Below are 16,537 nucleotides of genomic sequence, written 5' to 3' on the forward strand. Positions count from 1 at the left end.
TAATAAATTTTTATCTATAATCTACTTTTAATTGTCCCCTTTTTGTGTTAGAATGAGGTGAACATTTCTTTTTAAAATGATTGTATACAAATCATTTTTAGTTTGGAGGTTAATTATGAAATGGAGAAGAGGCATGAAAGTGCCGTTTTCTACTAATTTAGGTAGAAAAACAAAGGCTTATATCGGCCTAGTCGTTTTACTTTTTTCTATTTTTCTTCTTCCGGTTCAGTCTTATGCTGCCTTAGAAGAGATTAAAAATGGAACGGATATCTCTACCTTGGATATTCGTAAGTTTAATTTAAATATTAACAATGCTAGTGTTTTATCTAAATCACAGTCTGTTGATCAGTTTCATCTATCGAATCCCCATTATGAATATCTAAGTGGGGGTGCTTATCCAGGTGAGATGGAAAACTTTACTCTCAAAGTAGATAAAAGTAAAAAACAAGATCAAGTTTTTGAAAATCCTTTATCTCTAAAATTCACAAATATTGGTAACATTCACGGAAAGCAAGTAGATGCTTATTTAAAATTTAATAAGGTCACTCTTCACTATCTAAATACTGCTCAAGCAGAGTCTGAAATGAATAGTGCTCAAAAATCTACTGTCGAATTTTTCTCAATTTCTGAATTATGGGAAAGTAATGCTTTTGAAATTGGGAATGTTCCTTATGTGGATGCGAATCATGACTACATCATGAATAAAGCGTTTTGGATTGATGCTGATGTTACAGCCGAAATTCGCTATGCTGATGGGACAGAAACAGACTTGAAATTGGTCATGAAACCAACAGATATTGATGCAATTGATGCAAACAATTTGAAGGAAACCTTCTATGTTAAAAACTATAAGAACGATGTGAACCTTCGATTAATGAACAATGCCAATGTCTTGCGCCAGGAAGAAACAAGTGATCATACTTCATGGATTGCTACACAAAGTACAAATGGTAGTAATGCTGAAAATAACATCTCGGGTTTAGCTCTTCGATCAAATAGTAACAGCATGAATTTCGGTTATTCATCAACGGAAACCTGTTCGGCTGTATTTGGGCTTTATGTCGAAAAGATTGACCCAAGTCCAGTCCTAGAGGTAGAACCTACTGAGATTCCAGCTAAAGAGGGGCAGGATGTAACTTATAAGGCTACTTTTAAAGTTCCGGTTCCAGGTAAAGACCTTTTAGCAGCTCCATCATCTATTGAAATGGTTCAAAATTTTGATGATCGCTTGGACTATAAAGAACTTAAAGTTGAATCAGGTGGAGTGACTCTGCAAGAAGGACGTGACTATACGATTGAGAAGTCAGGTCAAACAGTTACTGTTAAAATGACACCTGAATACATAAAATCAAATTCTGCCGCTGAGATTATTATCACTTATAAAACAGCTACAAACAAAAAAGTGGAAGAAAAGGGACCTGAAAAAATTAACAACACTGTAACCTTGCATGTTGATAACTTATCAGCTCCTTCTAATCAGGTGAGCACTGCTCTTCTTTACGAAAAACACCATGAATTTGTCAGTGGAACTCCAGGTAAAGAGTTGCCACAAGAAGTGAAAGACTTGCTTCCAGCAACAGAAAAGGATTTACCTAATGGCAGTCAAGTAACGCCAACACAACCAAGTCAAACGGAAGTTAAGACAACGGAAGGTACTTGGAGCTTCAAGTCCTATGACAAGACATCTGCAACCATCAATGGAGCAGACGTACACTTCGTAGGTACTTGGGAATTCACCCCAGCGCCAACCTATAAGGCAACTCACGAGTTTGTCAGCGGAACTCCAGGTAAAGAACTTCCACAAGAAGTTAAAGTCTTGCTTCCAGCAGACCAAACAGACTTGAAAGATGGCAGTCAAGCAACACCAACGCAACCAAGTCAAACAGAAGTTAAGACAACGGAAGGTACTTGGAGCTTCAAGTCCTATGACAAGACATCTGCAACCATCAATGGAGCAGACGTACACTTCGTAGGTACTTGGGAATTCACCCCAGCGCCAACCTATAAGGCAACTCACGAGTTTGTCAGCGGAACTCCAGGTAAAGAACTTCCACAAGAAGTTAAAGTCTTGCTTCCAGCAGACCAAACAGACTTGAAAGATGGCAGTCAAGCAACGCCAACGCAACCAAGTCAAACAGAAGTTAAGACAACGGAAGGCACATGGAGCTTCAAGTCCTATGACAAAGCATCAGAAACCATCAATGGAGCGGATGCCCACTTCGTCGGTACTTGGGAATTCACCCCAGCTCCAACTTACAAGGCAACACATGAGTTTGTCAGTGGAACTCCAAATAAAGAACTTCCACAAGAAGTGAAAACCCTACTTCCAGCAGATCAAACAGACTTGAAAGATGGCAGTCAAGCAACGCCAACGCAACCAAGTCAAACAGAAGTGAAAACAGCAGAAGGTACATGGAGCTTCAAGTCCTATGACAAAGCATCAGAAACCATCAATGGATCAGATGCACATTTCGTAGGAACATGGGAATTCACTCCAGCGCCAACCTATAAGGCAACTCACGAGTTTGTCAGCGGAACTCCAGGTAAAGACCTTCCACAAGAAGTGAAAACCCTACTTCCAGCAGACCAAACAGACTTGAAAGATGGCAGCCAAGCAACTCCGACTCAACCAAGTCAAACAGAAGTTAAGACAGCAGAAGGTACTTGGAGCTTCAAGTCCTATGACAAGGCATCAGAAACCATCAATGGAGCGGATGCCCACTTTATCGGTACTTGGGAATTCACCCCAGCTCCAACTTACAAGGCAACACATGAGTTTGTCAGCGGAACTCCAGGTAAAGACCTTCCACAAGAAGTGAAAACCCTACTTCCAGCAGACCAAACAGACTTGAAAGATGGCAGCCAAGCAACTCCGACTCAACCAAGTCAAACAGAAGTTAAGACAGCAGAAGGTACTTGGAGCTTCAAGTCCTATGACAAGGAATCAGAAACCATCAATGGAGCGGATGCCCACTTTATCGGTACTTGGGAATTCACCCCAGCTCCAACTTACAAGGCAACACATGAGTTTGTAAGTGGAACGCCAGGAAAAGAACTTCCGCAAGAAGTGAAAGACTTGCTTCCAGCAGACCAAACAGATTTGAAAGATGGTAGTCAAGCGACTCCGACTCAACCAAGTCAAACAGAAGTGAAGACGGCAGAAGGCACATGGAGCTTCAAGTCCTATGACAAAGCATCCGAAACCATCAATGGAGCGGATGCCCACTTTATCGGTACTTGGGAATTCACCCCAGCTCCAACTTACAAGGCAACACATGAGTTTGTAAGTGGAACGCCAGGAAAAGAACTTCCGCAAGAAGTGAAATCCTTACTTCCGTCAGACCAAATAGACTTGAAAGATGGCAACCAAGTAACTCCAACACAACCAAGCCAAACAGAAGTGAAGACCGCAGAAGGTACCTGGAGCTTCAAGTCCTATGACAAGGCATCAGAAATCATCAATGGAGCGGATGCCCACTTTATCGGTACTTGGGAATTCACCCCAGCTCCAACAGTGACTCATAAAGCAGTTCACGAGTTTGTCAGCGGAACGCCAGGAAAAGAACTTCCGCAAGAAGTGAAATCCTTACTTCCGTCAGACCAAATAGACTTGAAAGATGGCAACCAAGTAACTCCAACACAACCAAGCCAAACAGAAGTGAAGACCGCAGAAGGAACATGGAGCTTCAAGTCCTACGACAAGACTTCAGAAACCATCAATGGAGCGGATGTTAAGTTTGTAGGTACATGGGAATTTACAGCAAGCCTGGTTCCAACAGTGACTCATAAAGCAGTTCACGAGTTTGTCAGCGGAACTCCAGGTAAAGAACTTCCACAAGAAGTGAAAGCCCTTCTTCCAGCAGACCAAACAAACTTGAAAGATGGCAGTCAAGCAACGCCAACGCAACCAAGTCAAACAGAAGTGAAGACAGCAGAAGGCACATGGAGCTTCAAGTCCTACGATAAGACATCGGAAACAATTAATGGATCAGATGTTAAGTTTATAGGTACATGGGAATTTACAGCAACTCCAGTTCCAACAGTGACTCATAAAGCAGTTCACGAGTTTGTTAGCGGAACTCCAGGCAAAGAACTTCCACAAGAAGTGAAAGCCTTACTTCCAGCAGACCAAACAAACTTGAAAGATGGCAGCCAAGCAACGCCAACGCAACCAAGTCAAACAGAGGTTAAGACAGCAGAAGGCACATGGAGCTTTAAGTCCTATGATAAGACATCCGAAACCATCAATGGAGCAGACGTACACTTCGTAGGCACATGGGAATTCACTCCGGCCCCAGTTAAAGATTCTGGAAATAATAGTCAACCAGAAGAAAGAAGTAGTCAAAATCAGAACTTGTTACCAAACACGGGTTCAGCAGTATCTGGTCTTCTTTCAATCATCGGTCTTGCTTTTGCAAGCCTAGCAGCTTTTATCCTTCGCAAGAAAGACTAAGCTACTCTTAGGAAATAACAAAATGACTTCTTAATTCCTGAGTCTAAGAAGAGAGAACGAGAAATCGTTCTCTCTTTTTCTTGCATTTTATATCGAGCTGTGATATAGTTTATATAACGAAGTGCGATATATCGAATTAAATAGGAGGTGTGGTTAAATGGAATTAACAGATAAGATCAGGCGTGTTTACCTTCCCATGACTGAAACAGGTTTTTATATCTTGTTTTGTTTACAGAAGGAGAACCATGGATATGGTATCACACAAAAGGTCAAGGAGATGACAGATTCGCAAGTTTCGATTAGTCCTGGAACTATGTATGGGACCTTGTCAAAGATGGAAAAGGATGGTTTGATTTCCTTTGTCCGAGAAGAGGAAAAACGGAAAATCTATCAGATTACAGACTTGGGACGAAAAGTTTTGGAGATTGAATTGAAGCGTATTGAACGCCTCTACAGAAATAGTCGGGAGGAAGGATGATGGAAAAGAAAAGTGTTTATCGACTTGTTACCATTGCGGATTATGAGAGGGAGGCGATTTTCCTAGGGAGAATGCATGCGGAGGGTTGGAAGCTTAGTAAAGTGAGTTATTCTTACTTATTAGTTGCAGTTAAGTATAGTTTTGAAAAATGTCAACCGGAGCAAGTCTCTTATCAGTTGGATTTTTATCCTATGAAAAAGTCAGAGAGAGCTTCCTATTTACAACTGTTTAAAGATTGTGGATGGGAGCATATTACAGATTTTAATGGTTTTTCCTACTTTAGAAAGTTTCTTGCTGGAATTGAGTCGGATGCAGAGTTTGAAATTTATAATGACTCGACCGGGAAGTTAGCTATGGTCAAGCGGATTTTAATAATGCGAGTGTTCCCTATTTTTCTTCTATTTTCAGCTCTGCTATTGGTTTTCTCAAAGTTACTCACTGGAAAAGGTTATTTCAGTTGGGAAGTGTGTTTGATTGTCATAATAGATTGTGTTTTATTGTTTGCTCTTGTGATTCAGATTTCTTATATTTTTTGGAGATTGTTTCAAAAGTGGAAAGAATTATCTGATAAATGAAGCAATACCTGTTTTCTAATCTGGAGGTAAGACAATGAATAGCAAAGTAAAATTTCGAATGTTTACCATTTTAGACTTTGACAAGGAAGAAGAATATTTACATGAGATGCATCTGAAAGGCTGGAGATATAGAACGAGTCGTTTTGGTTTTTTCTATTTTTGCCAATGCCAACCTGACGATGTCATCTACCGTATCTATGATTCTAGATTTCTTAAAAAGTATAAGCATGAACTACAAGATTTTAGAAATAGCGGTTGGGAATTGATAGAAACAGGTTTTTGTTCAATTCTTCGTAAACCAGCTTCTGATATACTTTCAGAGGAGAAAGTTTATATGAGTAAGTGTCTTAGATGGGAAGTTATGCGGTCTAGACTTCGTTCCTGTACAGCCGCATTCTCAGGTGGTTTTGTTGTTTGTATGAGTTTATTTAGAGAAGATCTTTCTATGTCTTTCTTTATTATTTTCGTTTTATACGCTTGCTTAATTTCTTATCTAATCCATGGTTTTTTCAGACTTAAAAGGAAATACCAAGCAGATGAGAAGTAAGATTCTAGGTCTTTAGACTGATTTTTAGCACTCTTGACAAAAGAGTGCTAATTTTTTAAGTTTTTGTCTTGACATTCTCTTCTAAGGGTGTATAATAGAATCATGAGTTAGCACTTGAGTGTGTCGAGTGCTAATTGATCAGACAGAGAGGAGTGATGAGATGGTTACAGAGCGTCAGCAGGATATTTTAAATCTGATTATTGACATCTTTACCAAAACGCACGAACCTGTCGGATCCAAAGCCTTGCAAGAGTCTATTAACTCTAGTAGTGCTACCATTCGTAATGACATGGCGGCTTTAGAGAAGCAGGGTTTACTTGAGAAAGCTCATACTTCAAGCGGTCGGATGCCAAGTGTTGCTGGTTTTCAGTACTATGTGAAACACTCACTGGATTTTGACCGACTGGCTGAAAATGAGGTTTATGAGATTGTCAAAGCCTTTGATCAGGAATTCTTCAAGCTAGAGGATATTCTGCAAGAGGCTGCTAATCTACTAACAGACTTGAGTGCCTGTACGGTAGTGGCACTGGATGTTGAGCCGAGCAGGCAACGGTTGACAGCTTTTGATATCGTTGTTCTAGGGCAACATACAGCCTTGGCAGTATTCACCCTAGACGAGTCGCGAACGGTTACCAGTCAATTTCTGATTCCAAGGAACTTCTTGCAGGAAGATTTGCTGAAACTGAAGAGCATCATTCAGGAACGTTTCCTCGGTCACACAGTTCTAGATATTCACTACAAGATTCGAACGGAGATTCCGCAGATTATCCAGCGTTACTTCACAACAACGGACAATGTTATGGATCTCTTTGAACACATCTTTAAGGAAATGTTCAACGAAAACATTGTGGTGGCGGGCAAGGTCAATCTCTTGAATTTTGCCAATCTGGCAGCCTATCAGTTCTTTGATCAGCCACAAAAGGTAGCCTTGGAGATTCGTGAAGGTCTGCATGAAGATCAGATGCAAAATGTCCGTGTTGCGGACAGTCAAGAGTCCTGTCTAGCAGACCTAGCGGTTATTAGTAGCAAGTTCCTCATTCCTTATCGAGGTTTTGGAATTCTAGCGATTATCGGTCCGGTCAATCTGGATTACCAGCGATTGGTCAACCAAGTCAATGTGGTCAATCGTGTTTTGACCATGAAATTGACAGATTTTTATCGCTACCTCAGCAGTAATCATTACGAAGTAAATTAATTTTGAAATCATTAAAGGAGGCGAAAATGGCCCAAGATAAAAAAAACGAAGAAATAAAAGAAGAGGAAGTTGTGGAAACAACTGAAGAAACAACTCCTGAGAAGTCTGAGTTGGACTTGGCAAATGAACGTGCGGATGAGTTCGAAAACAAATACCTTCGTGCTCATGCGGAAATGCAAAATATCCAGCGCCGTGCCAATGAAGAACGTCAAAACTTGCAACGTTACCGTAGCCAGGACCTAGCAAAAGCAATCTTACCATCGCTCGACAACTTAGAACGTGCACTAGCAGTTGAAGGTTTGACAGATGATGTGAAAAAAGGATTGGAGATGGTGCAAGAGAGCTTGATTCACGCTTTGAAAGAAGAAGGAATCGAAGAGATTGTAGCTGACGGCGAATTTGACCATAACTATCATATGGCCATCCAAACTCTCCCAGCAGACGATGAGCACCCAGCAGATACCATCGCACAAGTCTTCCAAAAAGGCTACAAACTCCATGACCGCATCCTACGCCCAGCCATGGTAGTAGTGTATAACTAGGCAATTCTGACGGTAGCTAAAGCAACTCGTCAGAAAACGGCAATCGCTATGGCGTTTGCCTAGCCTCCTTACTAACTCGTCGTCGAAATAATATCGATTTCGACTCCTCGTGTCATAACATAATAGGAAACTTGTCCGAAACGACAATAAACTATGAAGAAAGATAAAAAGCAAGCCAGAGGCTTGCAAGGAAGATATTGCCCGCCGTGGTGAAAGTTTCAGTAGCTTTTGCTACTGAAACAGGGGATTTTTGAGACAATAGGCTCAAAAATAAGTGATGAAATCCCAGAGGGAGTTGCTCACGTCCCCACCACTTAAGGGGAATATCAAAAAAAGAAGAAAAAACAACAAGGAGAAAAACACATGTCTAAAATTATTGGTATTGACTTAGGTACAACAAATTCAGCAGTTGCAGTTCTTGAAGGAACTGAAAGCAAAATCATCGCAAACCCAGAAGGAAACCGTACAACTCCATCTGTAGTATCATTCAAAAACGGTGAAATTATCGTTGGTGATGCTGCGAAACGTCAAGCAGTAACAAACCCAGATACAGTTATTTCTATCAAGTCTAAGATGGGTACTTCTGAAAAAGTTTCTGCTAACGGAAAAGAATACACTCCACAAGAAATCTCAGCTATGATTCTTCAATACTTGAAAGGTTACGCTGAAGATTACCTTGGTGAAAAAGTAACTAAAGCAGTTATCACAGTTCCAGCTTACTTTAACGATGCTCAACGTCAAGCAACAAAAGATGCTGGTAAAATCGCTGGTCTTGAAGTAGAACGTATTGTCAACGAACCAACTGCAGCAGCTCTTGCTTATGGTTTGGACAAGACTGATAAAGAAGAAAAAATCTTGGTATTTGACCTTGGTGGTGGTACATTCGACGTATCTATCCTTGAATTGGGTGACGGTGTCTTCGACGTATTGGCGACTGCAGGGGATAACAAACTCGGTGGTGACGACTTTGACCAAAAAATCATCGATCACATGATTGCAGAATTCAAGAAAGAAAATGGTATTGACTTATCAACAGACAAGATGGCTCTTCAACGTTTGAAAGATGCGGCTGAAAAAGCGAAGAAAGACCTTTCTGGTGTAACTTCAACTCAAATCAGCTTGCCATTCATCACTGCTGGTGAATCTGGACCTCTTCACTTAGAAATGACCTTGACTCGTGCGAAATTTGACGATTTGACTCGTGATCTTGTTGAACGTACAAAAGTTCCAGTTCGTCAAGCCCTTTCAGATGCAGGTTTGAGCTTGTCAGAAATCGATGAAGTCATCCTTGTTGGTGGTTCAACTCGTATCCCAGCCGTTGTAGAAGCTGTAAAAGCTGAAACCGGTAAAGAACCAAACAAATCAGTAAACCCTGACGAAGTTGTTGCCATGGGTGCTGCTATCCAAGGTGGTGTCATCACTGGTGATGTTAAAGACGTTGTCCTTCTTGACGTAACGCCATTATCACTCGGTATCGAAACAATGGGTGGAGTATTTACAAAACTTATCGATCGCAACACTACTATTCCAACATCTAAGTCACAAGTCTTCTCAACTGCAGCAGACAACCAACCAGCCGTTGATATCCACGTTCTTCAAGGTGAACGCCCAATGGCAGCAGATAACAAGACTCTTGGACGTTTCCAATTGACAGACATCCCAGCTGCTCCTCGTGGTATCCCACAAATCGAAGTAACATTTGACATCGACAAGAACGGTATCGTGTCTGTTAAGGCTAAAGACCTTGGAACTCAAAAAGAACAAACAATAGTCATCCAATCTAACTCTGGTTTGACAGACGAAGAAATCGACCGCATGATGAAAGATGCTGAAGCAAACGCTGAAGCCGATAAGAAACGTAAAGAAGAAGTAGACCTTCGTAATGAAGTAGACCAAGCAATCTTCGCGACTGAAAAGACAATCAAGGAAACTGAAGGAAAAGGCTTTGATGCAGAACGTGATGCTGCCCAAACTGCCCTTGATGAACTTAAGAAAGCCCAAGAAGATAACAACTTGGACGAAATGAAAGCAAAACTCGAAGCGTTGAACGAAAAAGCTCAAGGACTTGCTGTTAAACTTTACGAACAAGCCGCTGCAGCCCAACAAGCTCAAGCAGGAGCAGAAGGCGCACAAGCAACAGGAAACGCAGGCGATGACGTCGTAGACGGAGAATTTACTGAAAAATAAGATGCAAAGCCCGTTAAAACCTCACAGTGAAAATAGGAAATCTGACGCAGACACTTTAGTGTCTAGGAAGATTTGTCTTTTTCACCAAGAGGTTAGGGCGTGCTCAATTCGGTAAGATGTTGAGGCGTTAAGAAAACGAAAGAAAAATAGGAAGCCATCGCCTTGTGCGATGCACAAAAGATGGCTTATCTTTTTTCCGAAGTTTTTAGCGGAAACTCAGTTAAGCATTACTAGTTTGATTTTTAAAACTCGAACTAGTAAGTATAAGAAGAAACCCAGAGGTTGCAACCCAGCCTCTGTTTTTCGGTAAAAAGGGGCAAAACCTAATTTATTTGAGTTTTTATCATCAATATAAAAGAAAGGAATAGAACCCGACCTAGATTGAGGTTTTGTTCCGCAATATTAACAGAAAGGAATAAGGGTGTTCGTAATTGAACTCGAGCGGAAAGCTTGGAAATTAGATAAACCTCCTAAGAAATCAGGATTTATTGTCGGTTTCCTAAATTTCAGTCGCTTTCTGTTCGCTCTTAGTATCTTGTATGAACAATACTGAATTTTATGATCGTCTGGGGGTGTCAAAAAACGCTTCGGCAGACGAAATCAAAAAGGCTTATCGTAAGCTTTCCAAAAAATACCACCCAGATATCAACAAGGAGCCTGGTGCTGAGGAAAAATATAAGGAAGTTCAAGAAGCCTATGAGACTTTGAGTGACGACCAAAAACGTGCAGCCTACGACCAATATGGTGCTGCAGGTGCCAACGGTGGCTTTGGTGGTGCCGGTGGTTTTGGTGGCTTTGACGGAGCAGGTGGCTTCGGTGGTTTTGAGGATATTTTCTCAAGTTTCTTCGGTGGAGGCGGAGCTTCGCGCAATCCAAATGCTCCTCGTCAAGGGGATGACCTCCAGTATCGTGTGAACTTGACCTTTGAAGAAGCTATCTTCGGAACAGAAAAGGAAGTTAAATACAATCGTGAAGCTAGCTGTCGTACATGTAATGGATCTGGTGCTAAGCCAGGGACAAGTCCAGTCACTTGTGGACGCTGTCATGGCGCTGGTGTTATTAACGTCGATACGCAGACTCCGCTTGGTATGATGCGTCGCCAAGTAACCTGTGATGTCTGTCATGGTCGCGGAAAAGAAATCAAAGATCCATGTACAACTTGTCACGGAACAGGTCATGAAAAACAAGCTCATAGCGTACATGTGAAGATCCCTGCTGGTGTGGAAACAGGCCAACAAATCCGCCTAGCGGGTCAAGGTGAAGCAGGCTTTAACGGTGGACCTTATGGTGACTTGTATGTGGTGGTTTCAGTAGAAGCTAGTGATAAGTTTGAACGTGAAGGAACGACTATCTTCTACAATCTGAACCTCAACTTTGTCCAAGCAGCCCTTGGTGATACTGTGGAAATTCCAACCGTGCATGGAGATGTTGAATTGGTCATCCCAGAAGGAACTCAGACTGGCAAGAAATTCCGCCTACGTGGTAAGGGAGCACCGAGTCTTCGTGGCGGTGCTGTTGGTGACCAATACGTTACTGTCAATGTCGTGACTCCGACAGGTTTGAACGACCGCCAAAAAGCAGCGCTTAAAGAATTCGCAGCTGCAGGTGACTTGAAAGTCAATCCAAAGAAAAAAGGCTTCTTTGACCATATTAAAGATGCCTTTGAAGGAGAATAAAGTAAAAAGAGCTTCAAGGCTCTTTTTTGTATAATTTTGGGAAATTTAGTATCGAAAAATCATTTTCCAGTTAGCCTACTATCTATACTTTTGAGTGAGCAAGCCAGCTGCATCCATCTCCTGGATGAGTTGTTTGAGTTCTGCTTCTTTACCAGTTTTCACGGTGACGGTATCAATGTGGTTAATCGCCGAATTATCCTGAATATCTACCAAGGTCAAGGCTTTTTCATAGAATACGATTCCCTTTTTGAGACTTTTCAAATCCTTCCAAGCTAGAATTGTGTAAGAAGAATTTGATTTCTTTCCTTTTTCTTGGAAATACTTCTCGCCCTCCTCCCCTAAAAATTGTATTAAACCACGATTGAATAAGTTGTCTCCTACTTTATAGTAGGAAATATCTCTTGTCTGGAGGACATAGACTTTCAGTCGGTTTTTAGTGAGTTTTGGACTTTCTTTTAGGACGGGGTGGCTATTGACAACTTCTTCTGAAAAAGTAACATAAAAATTTAAGCCCCCTCCCTCGTATTGATAGTGTCCATCTGATTCGACCTTCTCAGGAGGGAGATCAAGGGAGATAAAGATTTGTTTTAAGGTTTCATTCCCATTTCGGATGTCACTCGGTGAGGCCTTGAAAAGATTCATCACTAGTAGAAATGCTAGGGCTGCTAGCAGGCAGAGACAGCCGCAAGGGATCGCGATGACCTTCGCTAGAACTTTTACAAACTGTTTCATTTTCATTCCTCTTCTTTGTTTGGACTTGACAACCTAAAATGGATTTAAGGAAAGTTGTTGGCTCTTTTTACTTATCCTCAAGCTCCTGTGTTTCTTTTATCACAGCTAGTCTGGTTTGGAAATCTTTTTCCAAGACTTTAAATTTATAGGTTAAATCTTTTTGGTATTCCTTGATAAGGGCTTTTTGTTTGTCGATGATTTGTAGGCTGTTTTGGATGATATCCAAATCATCCTTGATAGCTTGGACGCGGTCAGTTGTATCTAGCACTTCATCCTGAATGGCTTGGCGATTTTTTACGACAAAATAACTTCCAGCAGCAGCTCCTGCGAATAGCAGTAGATTTGATAGTTTCATGGCATCTCCTTAAGCGTTTTTAATGGTTTCAGCGACTTGGGCAAGTTTGTCAAAGTCAGGTTCGTGGGCGATAAAGTCAATCTTGAGGTCATCTTCTGCACCGTAGCGAGGTACGAGGTGTACATGGGTATGAAAGACCGTTTGACCAGCGATTTCCTCGCAGTTGGCAATGATATTCATGCCAACAGCCTTGGTAGCCTTCATGACTTTTTGAGCCACTGTTGGTACTTGGGCAAAGAGTTGGCTGGCGCTGGTAGCGTCCATCTCTAAAAGATTGCGATAGTGCTCTTTGGGTACAATGAGGGTGTGCCCAGGCGTTACTTGAGAGATATCAAGAAAGGCAAGAACCTGCTCATCTTCGTATACTTTTGAAGCAGGAATTTCCCCTGCGATGATCTTACAAAAAATGCAATCTGACATAAAATCCACCTCTACTGTATTGAATTTTGATATAATATAGCTACATTATACCAGATTCGGAGAAAATATGTTAGAAATTAAAAACCTGACAGGAGGCTATGTTCACGTTCCTGTCTTGAAAGATGTGTCCTTTACCGTTGAAAGTGGGCAGTTGGTCGGTTTGATTGGTCTCAACGGTGCTGGGAAATCAACGACTATCAATGAGATAATCGGTCTGTTGACACCTTACAGTGGGGAAATCAAGATTAACGGTCTAATCCTGCGAGAAGATGCGACCAGCTATCGCAAGCAGATTGGCTATATTCCTGAAACGCCTAGCTTGTACGAGGAATTGACCCTCAGGGAGCATATCGAGACGGTTGCCATGGCCTATGGTATTGAGCAGAATATAGCTTTTGATCGTGTGGAACCTTTGTTAAAAAAGTTTCGTTTGGATCAAAAATTAGACTGGTTCCCAGTTCATTTCTCAAAAGGGATGAAGCAGAAGGTCATGATTATCTGTGCATTTGTGGTAGATCCGAGTCTTTTCATCGTTGATGAGCCTTTCCTTGGGCTCGATCCGCTGGCTATTTCTGATTTGATTCAGCTTCTAGAAGTAGAAAAGCAAAAAGGTAAGTCCATTCTCATGAGTACCCACGTACTAGACTCAGCAGAAAAGATGTGTGATGCCTTTGTCATTCTCCACAAGGGAGAGGTGCGGGCTCAGGGGAACCTCCAGCAACTCCGCGAAGCCTTTGACATGCCTGAAGCGAGTTTGAATGATATTTACTTGGCTCTGACCAAAGAGGAGGAGCTATGAAAGACTTGTTTTTAAAGCGAAAGCAGGCTTTTCGTAAGGAATGTGTCGGTTATCTGCGCTATGTTCTAAATGACCATTTTGTCTTGTTCCTGCTAGTTCTCATCGGTTTTCTAGCTTACCAGTACAGTCAACTCCTGCAAGATTTTCCTGAAAATCATTGGCCTATCCTCTTGTTTTTGGGGATTGTCTCTGCCTTGCTTTTAGCTTGGGGAGGAATCGCGACCTACATGGAAGGACCGGATAAACTCTTTCTCTTAGTCAGTGAAGAGGAGGTTAAGTCTCACCTCGAAGATCAGACGGTGCGCTCACTGGTCTTTTGGCTCTTTGTCCAAACCCTTTTCTTGCTTTTATTTGCGCCCTTATTTTTAGCTATGGGTTATGGCTTGCCAGTCTTTCTCATCTATGTGCTTTTATTGGGAGCTGGGAAATATCTCCTCTTTCGCCAAAAAGCCAGTAAATTTCTTGCTGAGACTGGAATCGACTGGGACTATGTGATTGCCCAAGAAAGCAAACGCAAGCAAGTTTTGCTTCGTTTCTTTGCTCTCTTTACTCAGGTCAAGGGCGTTTCAAATAGTATCAAACGTCGCTCTTATCTGGATTTTATCTTAAAGACTGTTCAAAAGGTTCCAGGGAAGATCTGGCAAAACCTCTATCTTCGTTCTTATCTGCGAAATGGAGACCTCTTTGCCCTTAGTTTGCGCCTCTTGTTCCTATCCTTGTTAGCTGTGATTTTTATCAAGCAGTCATGGATTGCGACAGCAGTGGTAGTTCTCTTTAACTACCTCTTGCTCTTTCAGTTACTGGCCCTCTATCATGCTTTTGACTATCAGTATTTGACCCAGCTCTTTCCACTAGAAAAAGGGGAGAAAGAGAAGGGATTGAAACAGATTGTGCTTGGTGTGGGAAGTGCAGTTCTTTTGCTGGAATTGCTGGTCGGAGCAGTGGTTTTTCAAGAGAAAATAGCCTTGTTGGCTCTTGTAGGGGCTAGTCTCTTCCTACAATTGTTTTATTTACCTTACCAACTAAAAAGATTGGTTGACGAATAGACCAAAAACTAGTAGAATAGTAAGGAAACTTTATACGGAGGAAAGAAATGGACTTGGGTGATAATGAGCTAACGCTGACCCCTATCCCTGGAAAGAGCGGCAAAGCTTATATGGGAAGCTACCCTGATGGGAAGCGCGTCTTTGTAAAAATGAACACCTCTCCAATCCTACCTGGCCTGGCCAGAGAACAAATCGCTCCTCAATTACTATGGACTCGTCGTTTGCCAGATGGCAGTGATATGTGTGCTCAGGAATGGCTGACGGGCAAAATCTTGACCCCTTACGACATGAATCGCAAGCAGATTATCAATATCTTGAACCGTCTCCACCGCTCGCGTCCTTTGATGAAGCAGTTGAGCCGTTTGGGATATACCATGGAAACACCAGTTGATTTGCTACGTTCTTGGCAACAAGGGGTTCCAGAAATCTTGAAGCAGAATCACTATTTGAACAGTGTGATTGCTGAGCTAGGTAAGACGGTTCCAGGTTTTAGGGAAGACCATGCAACGATTGTGCATGGGGATCTTCGTCATAGTAATTGGATTGAGACAGAGAGTGGACTCGTTTATCTAGTGGATTGGGATTCGGTTCGTCTGACGGATCGTATGTTTGATGTGGCGCATTTGCTATGCCACTACATTCCAGATCATCAGTGGCGCCAATGGTTGAGAGACTACGGCTATAAGTACAATCAGACAGTGTTAGATAAATTGTATTGGTATGGTCAGTATTCTTACTTGAACCAGATTGCCAAATACTGTGAAAATCAAGATTTAGACAATGTAAACCGGGAGATTTACGCCTTGCGCGTCTTCCGTGACAAGTATGGAAAGAAAAGATGAGAGTTAGAAATCGTAAAGAGGCGACGGAATTACTAGAGGCAAATCCCCAGTATGTGGTCCTCAATCCCTTAGAAGCAAAAGGGAAATGGCGAGACTTGTTTGGAAATGATCATCCTATTCATGTGGAAGTTGGAAGTGGGAAAGGGGCCTTCGTATCCGGGATGGCCAAGCAAAATCCTGACATCAACTACATCGGGATTGACATCCAAAAGTCGGTATTGAGTTATGCCTTGGACAAGGTGCTTGAAGTTGGAGTGCCCAATATCAAATTGCTGTGGGTAGATGGTTCAGATTTGACTGACTACTTTGAAGACGGTGAGATTGATCGTCTCTACCTAAACTTTTCAGATCCCTGGCCTAAAAAACGCCATGAAAAACGTCGTTTGACTTACAAGAGTTTCTTGGATACCTTCAAACGCATCTTGCCTGAGAATGGGGAAATCCATTTCAAGACAGATAACCGTGGCTTATTTGAGTATAGTCTAGTGAGCTTTTCTCAGTATGGGATGAAACTCAATGGTGTCTGGCTGGACTTGCATGCCAGTGATTTTGAAGGCAATGTCATGACGGAATATGAGCAAAAATTCTCCAACAAGGGTCAAGTGATCTACCGAGTTGAGGCCGAATTTTAAGAAACAGCTTAAAAAACAGCCGTTTGAGTGCTTATACTTTACATAAATTGACAAACGT

General features: G+C 41.8%; 15 protein-coding genes. 12 read left to right on the forward strand and 3 right to left on the reverse strand.

The genetic code is table 11. The features are described from left to right. Positions 1-115 precede the first annotated feature (115 nt). The 8 genes from MK405_RS08945 (at position 116) to dnaJ (ending at position 11,653) form a co-directional block, all read left to right on the forward strand. On the forward strand, positions 116-4,453 hold the full coding sequence (locus tag MK405_RS08945) for an LPXTG-anchored SHIRT domain periscope protein (protein ID WP_268704832.1): 4,338 nt from the start codon (positions 116-118) through the stop codon (positions 4,451-4,453). Positions 4,454-4,610: 157 nt separating this feature from the next. Then, complete coding sequence (locus MK405_RS08950) at positions 4,611-4,931, forward strand: PadR family transcriptional regulator (RefSeq protein WP_000423981.1); 321 nt, start codon at positions 4,611-4,613, stop codon at positions 4,929-4,931. After that, positions 4,931-5,506 (forward strand): DUF2812 domain-containing protein, encoded by a 576-nt coding sequence (locus MK405_RS08955; protein WP_268704833.1) that lies wholly within the window; start codon positions 4,931-4,933, stop codon positions 5,504-5,506. Before MK405_RS08950 ends, MK405_RS08955 begins: the two co-directional genes overlap by 1 nt. A gap of 34 nt (positions 5,507-5,540) precedes the next feature. Continuing rightward, entirely contained in the window at positions 5,541-6,053 is a 513-nt protein-coding gene (locus tag MK405_RS08960; RefSeq protein WP_268704834.1) for a DUF2812 domain-containing protein, read from the forward strand. 160 nt (positions 6,054-6,213) lie between these two features. Then, positions 6,214-7,248 (forward strand): heat-inducible transcriptional repressor HrcA, encoded by a 1,035-nt coding sequence (gene hrcA / locus MK405_RS08965; RefSeq protein WP_268704835.1) that lies wholly within the window; start codon positions 6,214-6,216, stop codon positions 7,246-7,248. 26 nt (positions 7,249-7,274) lie between these two features. Beyond that, the gene (gene grpE / locus MK405_RS08970; protein ID WP_268704836.1) at positions 7,275-7,790 is read left to right on the forward strand and encodes a nucleotide exchange factor GrpE; all 516 of its coding nucleotides are present in this window, start codon (positions 7,275-7,277) and stop codon (positions 7,788-7,790) included. Positions 7,791-8,153: 363 nt separating this feature from the next. After that, complete coding sequence (dnaK, locus tag MK405_RS08975; RefSeq protein WP_268704837.1) at positions 8,154-9,977, forward strand: molecular chaperone DnaK; 1,824 nt, start codon at positions 8,154-8,156, stop codon at positions 9,975-9,977. Between the two features lie 539 nt (positions 9,978-10,516). Continuing rightward, complete coding sequence (dnaJ, locus tag MK405_RS08980) at positions 10,517-11,653, forward strand: molecular chaperone DnaJ (RefSeq protein WP_001066316.1); 1,137 nt, start codon at positions 10,517-10,519, stop codon at positions 11,651-11,653. A gap of 78 nt (positions 11,654-11,731) precedes the next feature. Here the strand turns inward: dnaJ and MK405_RS08985 are convergent, their stop codons facing one another. The 3 genes from MK405_RS08985 to MK405_RS08995 form a co-directional block, all read right to left on the reverse strand. Then, the gene (locus MK405_RS08985) at positions 11,732-12,385 is read right to left on the reverse strand and encodes a hypothetical protein (protein WP_268704838.1); all 654 of its coding nucleotides are present in this window, start codon (positions 12,383-12,385) and stop codon (positions 11,732-11,734) included. 67 nt (positions 12,386-12,452) lie between these two features. After that, positions 12,453-12,740: a hypothetical protein gene (locus MK405_RS08990; protein ID WP_268704839.1), complete on the reverse strand. Its 288-nt coding sequence runs from the start codon at positions 12,738-12,740 to the stop codon at positions 12,453-12,455. Positions 12,741-12,749: 9 nt separating this feature from the next. Further along, positions 12,750-13,160, reverse strand: coding sequence for an HIT family protein (locus MK405_RS08995; RefSeq protein ID WP_125384974.1), 411 nt, complete (start codon positions 13,158-13,160; stop codon positions 12,750-12,752). Positions 13,161-13,227: 67 nt separating this feature from the next. Here MK405_RS08995 and MK405_RS09000 point away from each other — a divergent pair, with 67 nt between their 5' ends. From MK405_RS09000 to trmB, 4 genes are read left to right on the forward strand one after another with little or no spacing between them, the layout of a single operon-like run. Next, positions 13,228-13,959 (forward strand): ABC transporter ATP-binding protein, encoded by a 732-nt coding sequence (locus tag MK405_RS09000; protein WP_268704840.1) that lies wholly within the window; start codon positions 13,228-13,230, stop codon positions 13,957-13,959. Continuing rightward, complete coding sequence (locus MK405_RS09005) at positions 13,956-15,005, forward strand: ABC transporter permease (RefSeq protein WP_268704841.1); 1,050 nt, start codon at positions 13,956-13,958, stop codon at positions 15,003-15,005. Before MK405_RS09000 ends, MK405_RS09005 begins: the two co-directional genes overlap by 4 nt. Before the next feature lie 47 nt (positions 15,006-15,052). Next, positions 15,053-15,847, forward strand: coding sequence for a cell cycle regulator CcrZ (gene ccrZ / locus MK405_RS09010; protein WP_221161125.1), 795 nt, complete (start codon positions 15,053-15,055; stop codon positions 15,845-15,847). Then, positions 15,844-16,479 (forward strand): tRNA (guanosine(46)-N7)-methyltransferase TrmB, encoded by a 636-nt coding sequence (trmB, locus tag MK405_RS09015; RefSeq protein WP_268704842.1) that lies wholly within the window; start codon positions 15,844-15,846, stop codon positions 16,477-16,479. The genes ccrZ and trmB overlap by 4 nt, the downstream gene beginning before the upstream one ends. Positions 16,480-16,537: the final 58 nt, after the last annotated feature.

Origin of the sequence: Streptococcus oralis (genome assembly GCF_026782345.1) — a bacterium.
Lineage (GTDB): Bacteria > Bacillota > Bacilli > Lactobacillales > Streptococcaceae > Streptococcus > Streptococcus oralis_CK.

What these genes read in the sequence shown, in the direction of transcription:
- MK405_RS08945 (WP_268704832.1), top strand. Translation starts at nt 116, where the DNA reads ATGAAATGGAGAAGAGGCATGAAAGTGCCGTTTTCTACTAATTTAGGT.
- MK405_RS08950 (WP_000423981.1), top strand. Translation starts at nt 4,611, where the DNA reads ATGGAATTAACAGATAAGATCAGGCGTGTTTACCTTCCCATGACTGAA.
- MK405_RS08955 (WP_268704833.1), top strand. Translation starts at nt 4,931, where the DNA reads ATGGAAAAGAAAAGTGTTTATCGACTTGTTACCATTGCGGATTATGAG.
- MK405_RS08960 (WP_268704834.1), top strand. Translation starts at nt 5,541, where the DNA reads ATGAATAGCAAAGTAAAATTTCGAATGTTTACCATTTTAGACTTTGAC.
- hrcA (WP_268704835.1), top strand. Translation starts at nt 6,214, where the DNA reads ATGGTTACAGAGCGTCAGCAGGATATTTTAAATCTGATTATTGACATC.
- grpE (WP_268704836.1), top strand. Translation starts at nt 7,275, where the DNA reads ATGGCCCAAGATAAAAAAAACGAAGAAATAAAAGAAGAGGAAGTTGTG.
- dnaK (WP_268704837.1), top strand. Translation starts at nt 8,154, where the DNA reads ATGTCTAAAATTATTGGTATTGACTTAGGTACAACAAATTCAGCAGTT.
- dnaJ (WP_001066316.1), top strand. Translation starts at nt 10,517, where the DNA reads ATGAACAATACTGAATTTTATGATCGTCTGGGGGTGTCAAAAAACGCT.
- MK405_RS08985 (WP_268704838.1), bottom strand. Translation starts at nt 12,385, where the DNA reads ATGAAACAGTTTGTAAAAGTTCTAGCGAAGGTCATCGCGATCCCTTGC.
- MK405_RS08990 (WP_268704839.1), bottom strand. Translation starts at nt 12,740, where the DNA reads ATGAAACTATCAAATCTACTGCTATTCGCAGGAGCTGCTGCTGGAAGT.
- MK405_RS08995 (WP_125384974.1), bottom strand. Translation starts at nt 13,160, where the DNA reads ATGTCAGATTGCATTTTTTGTAAGATCATCGCAGGGGAAATTCCTGCT.
- MK405_RS09000 (WP_268704840.1), top strand. Translation starts at nt 13,228, where the DNA reads ATGTTAGAAATTAAAAACCTGACAGGAGGCTATGTTCACGTTCCTGTC.
- MK405_RS09005 (WP_268704841.1), top strand. Translation starts at nt 13,956, where the DNA reads ATGAAAGACTTGTTTTTAAAGCGAAAGCAGGCTTTTCGTAAGGAATGT.
- ccrZ (WP_221161125.1), top strand. Translation starts at nt 15,053, where the DNA reads ATGGACTTGGGTGATAATGAGCTAACGCTGACCCCTATCCCTGGAAAG.
- trmB (WP_268704842.1), top strand. Translation starts at nt 15,844, where the DNA reads ATGAGAGTTAGAAATCGTAAAGAGGCGACGGAATTACTAGAGGCAAAT.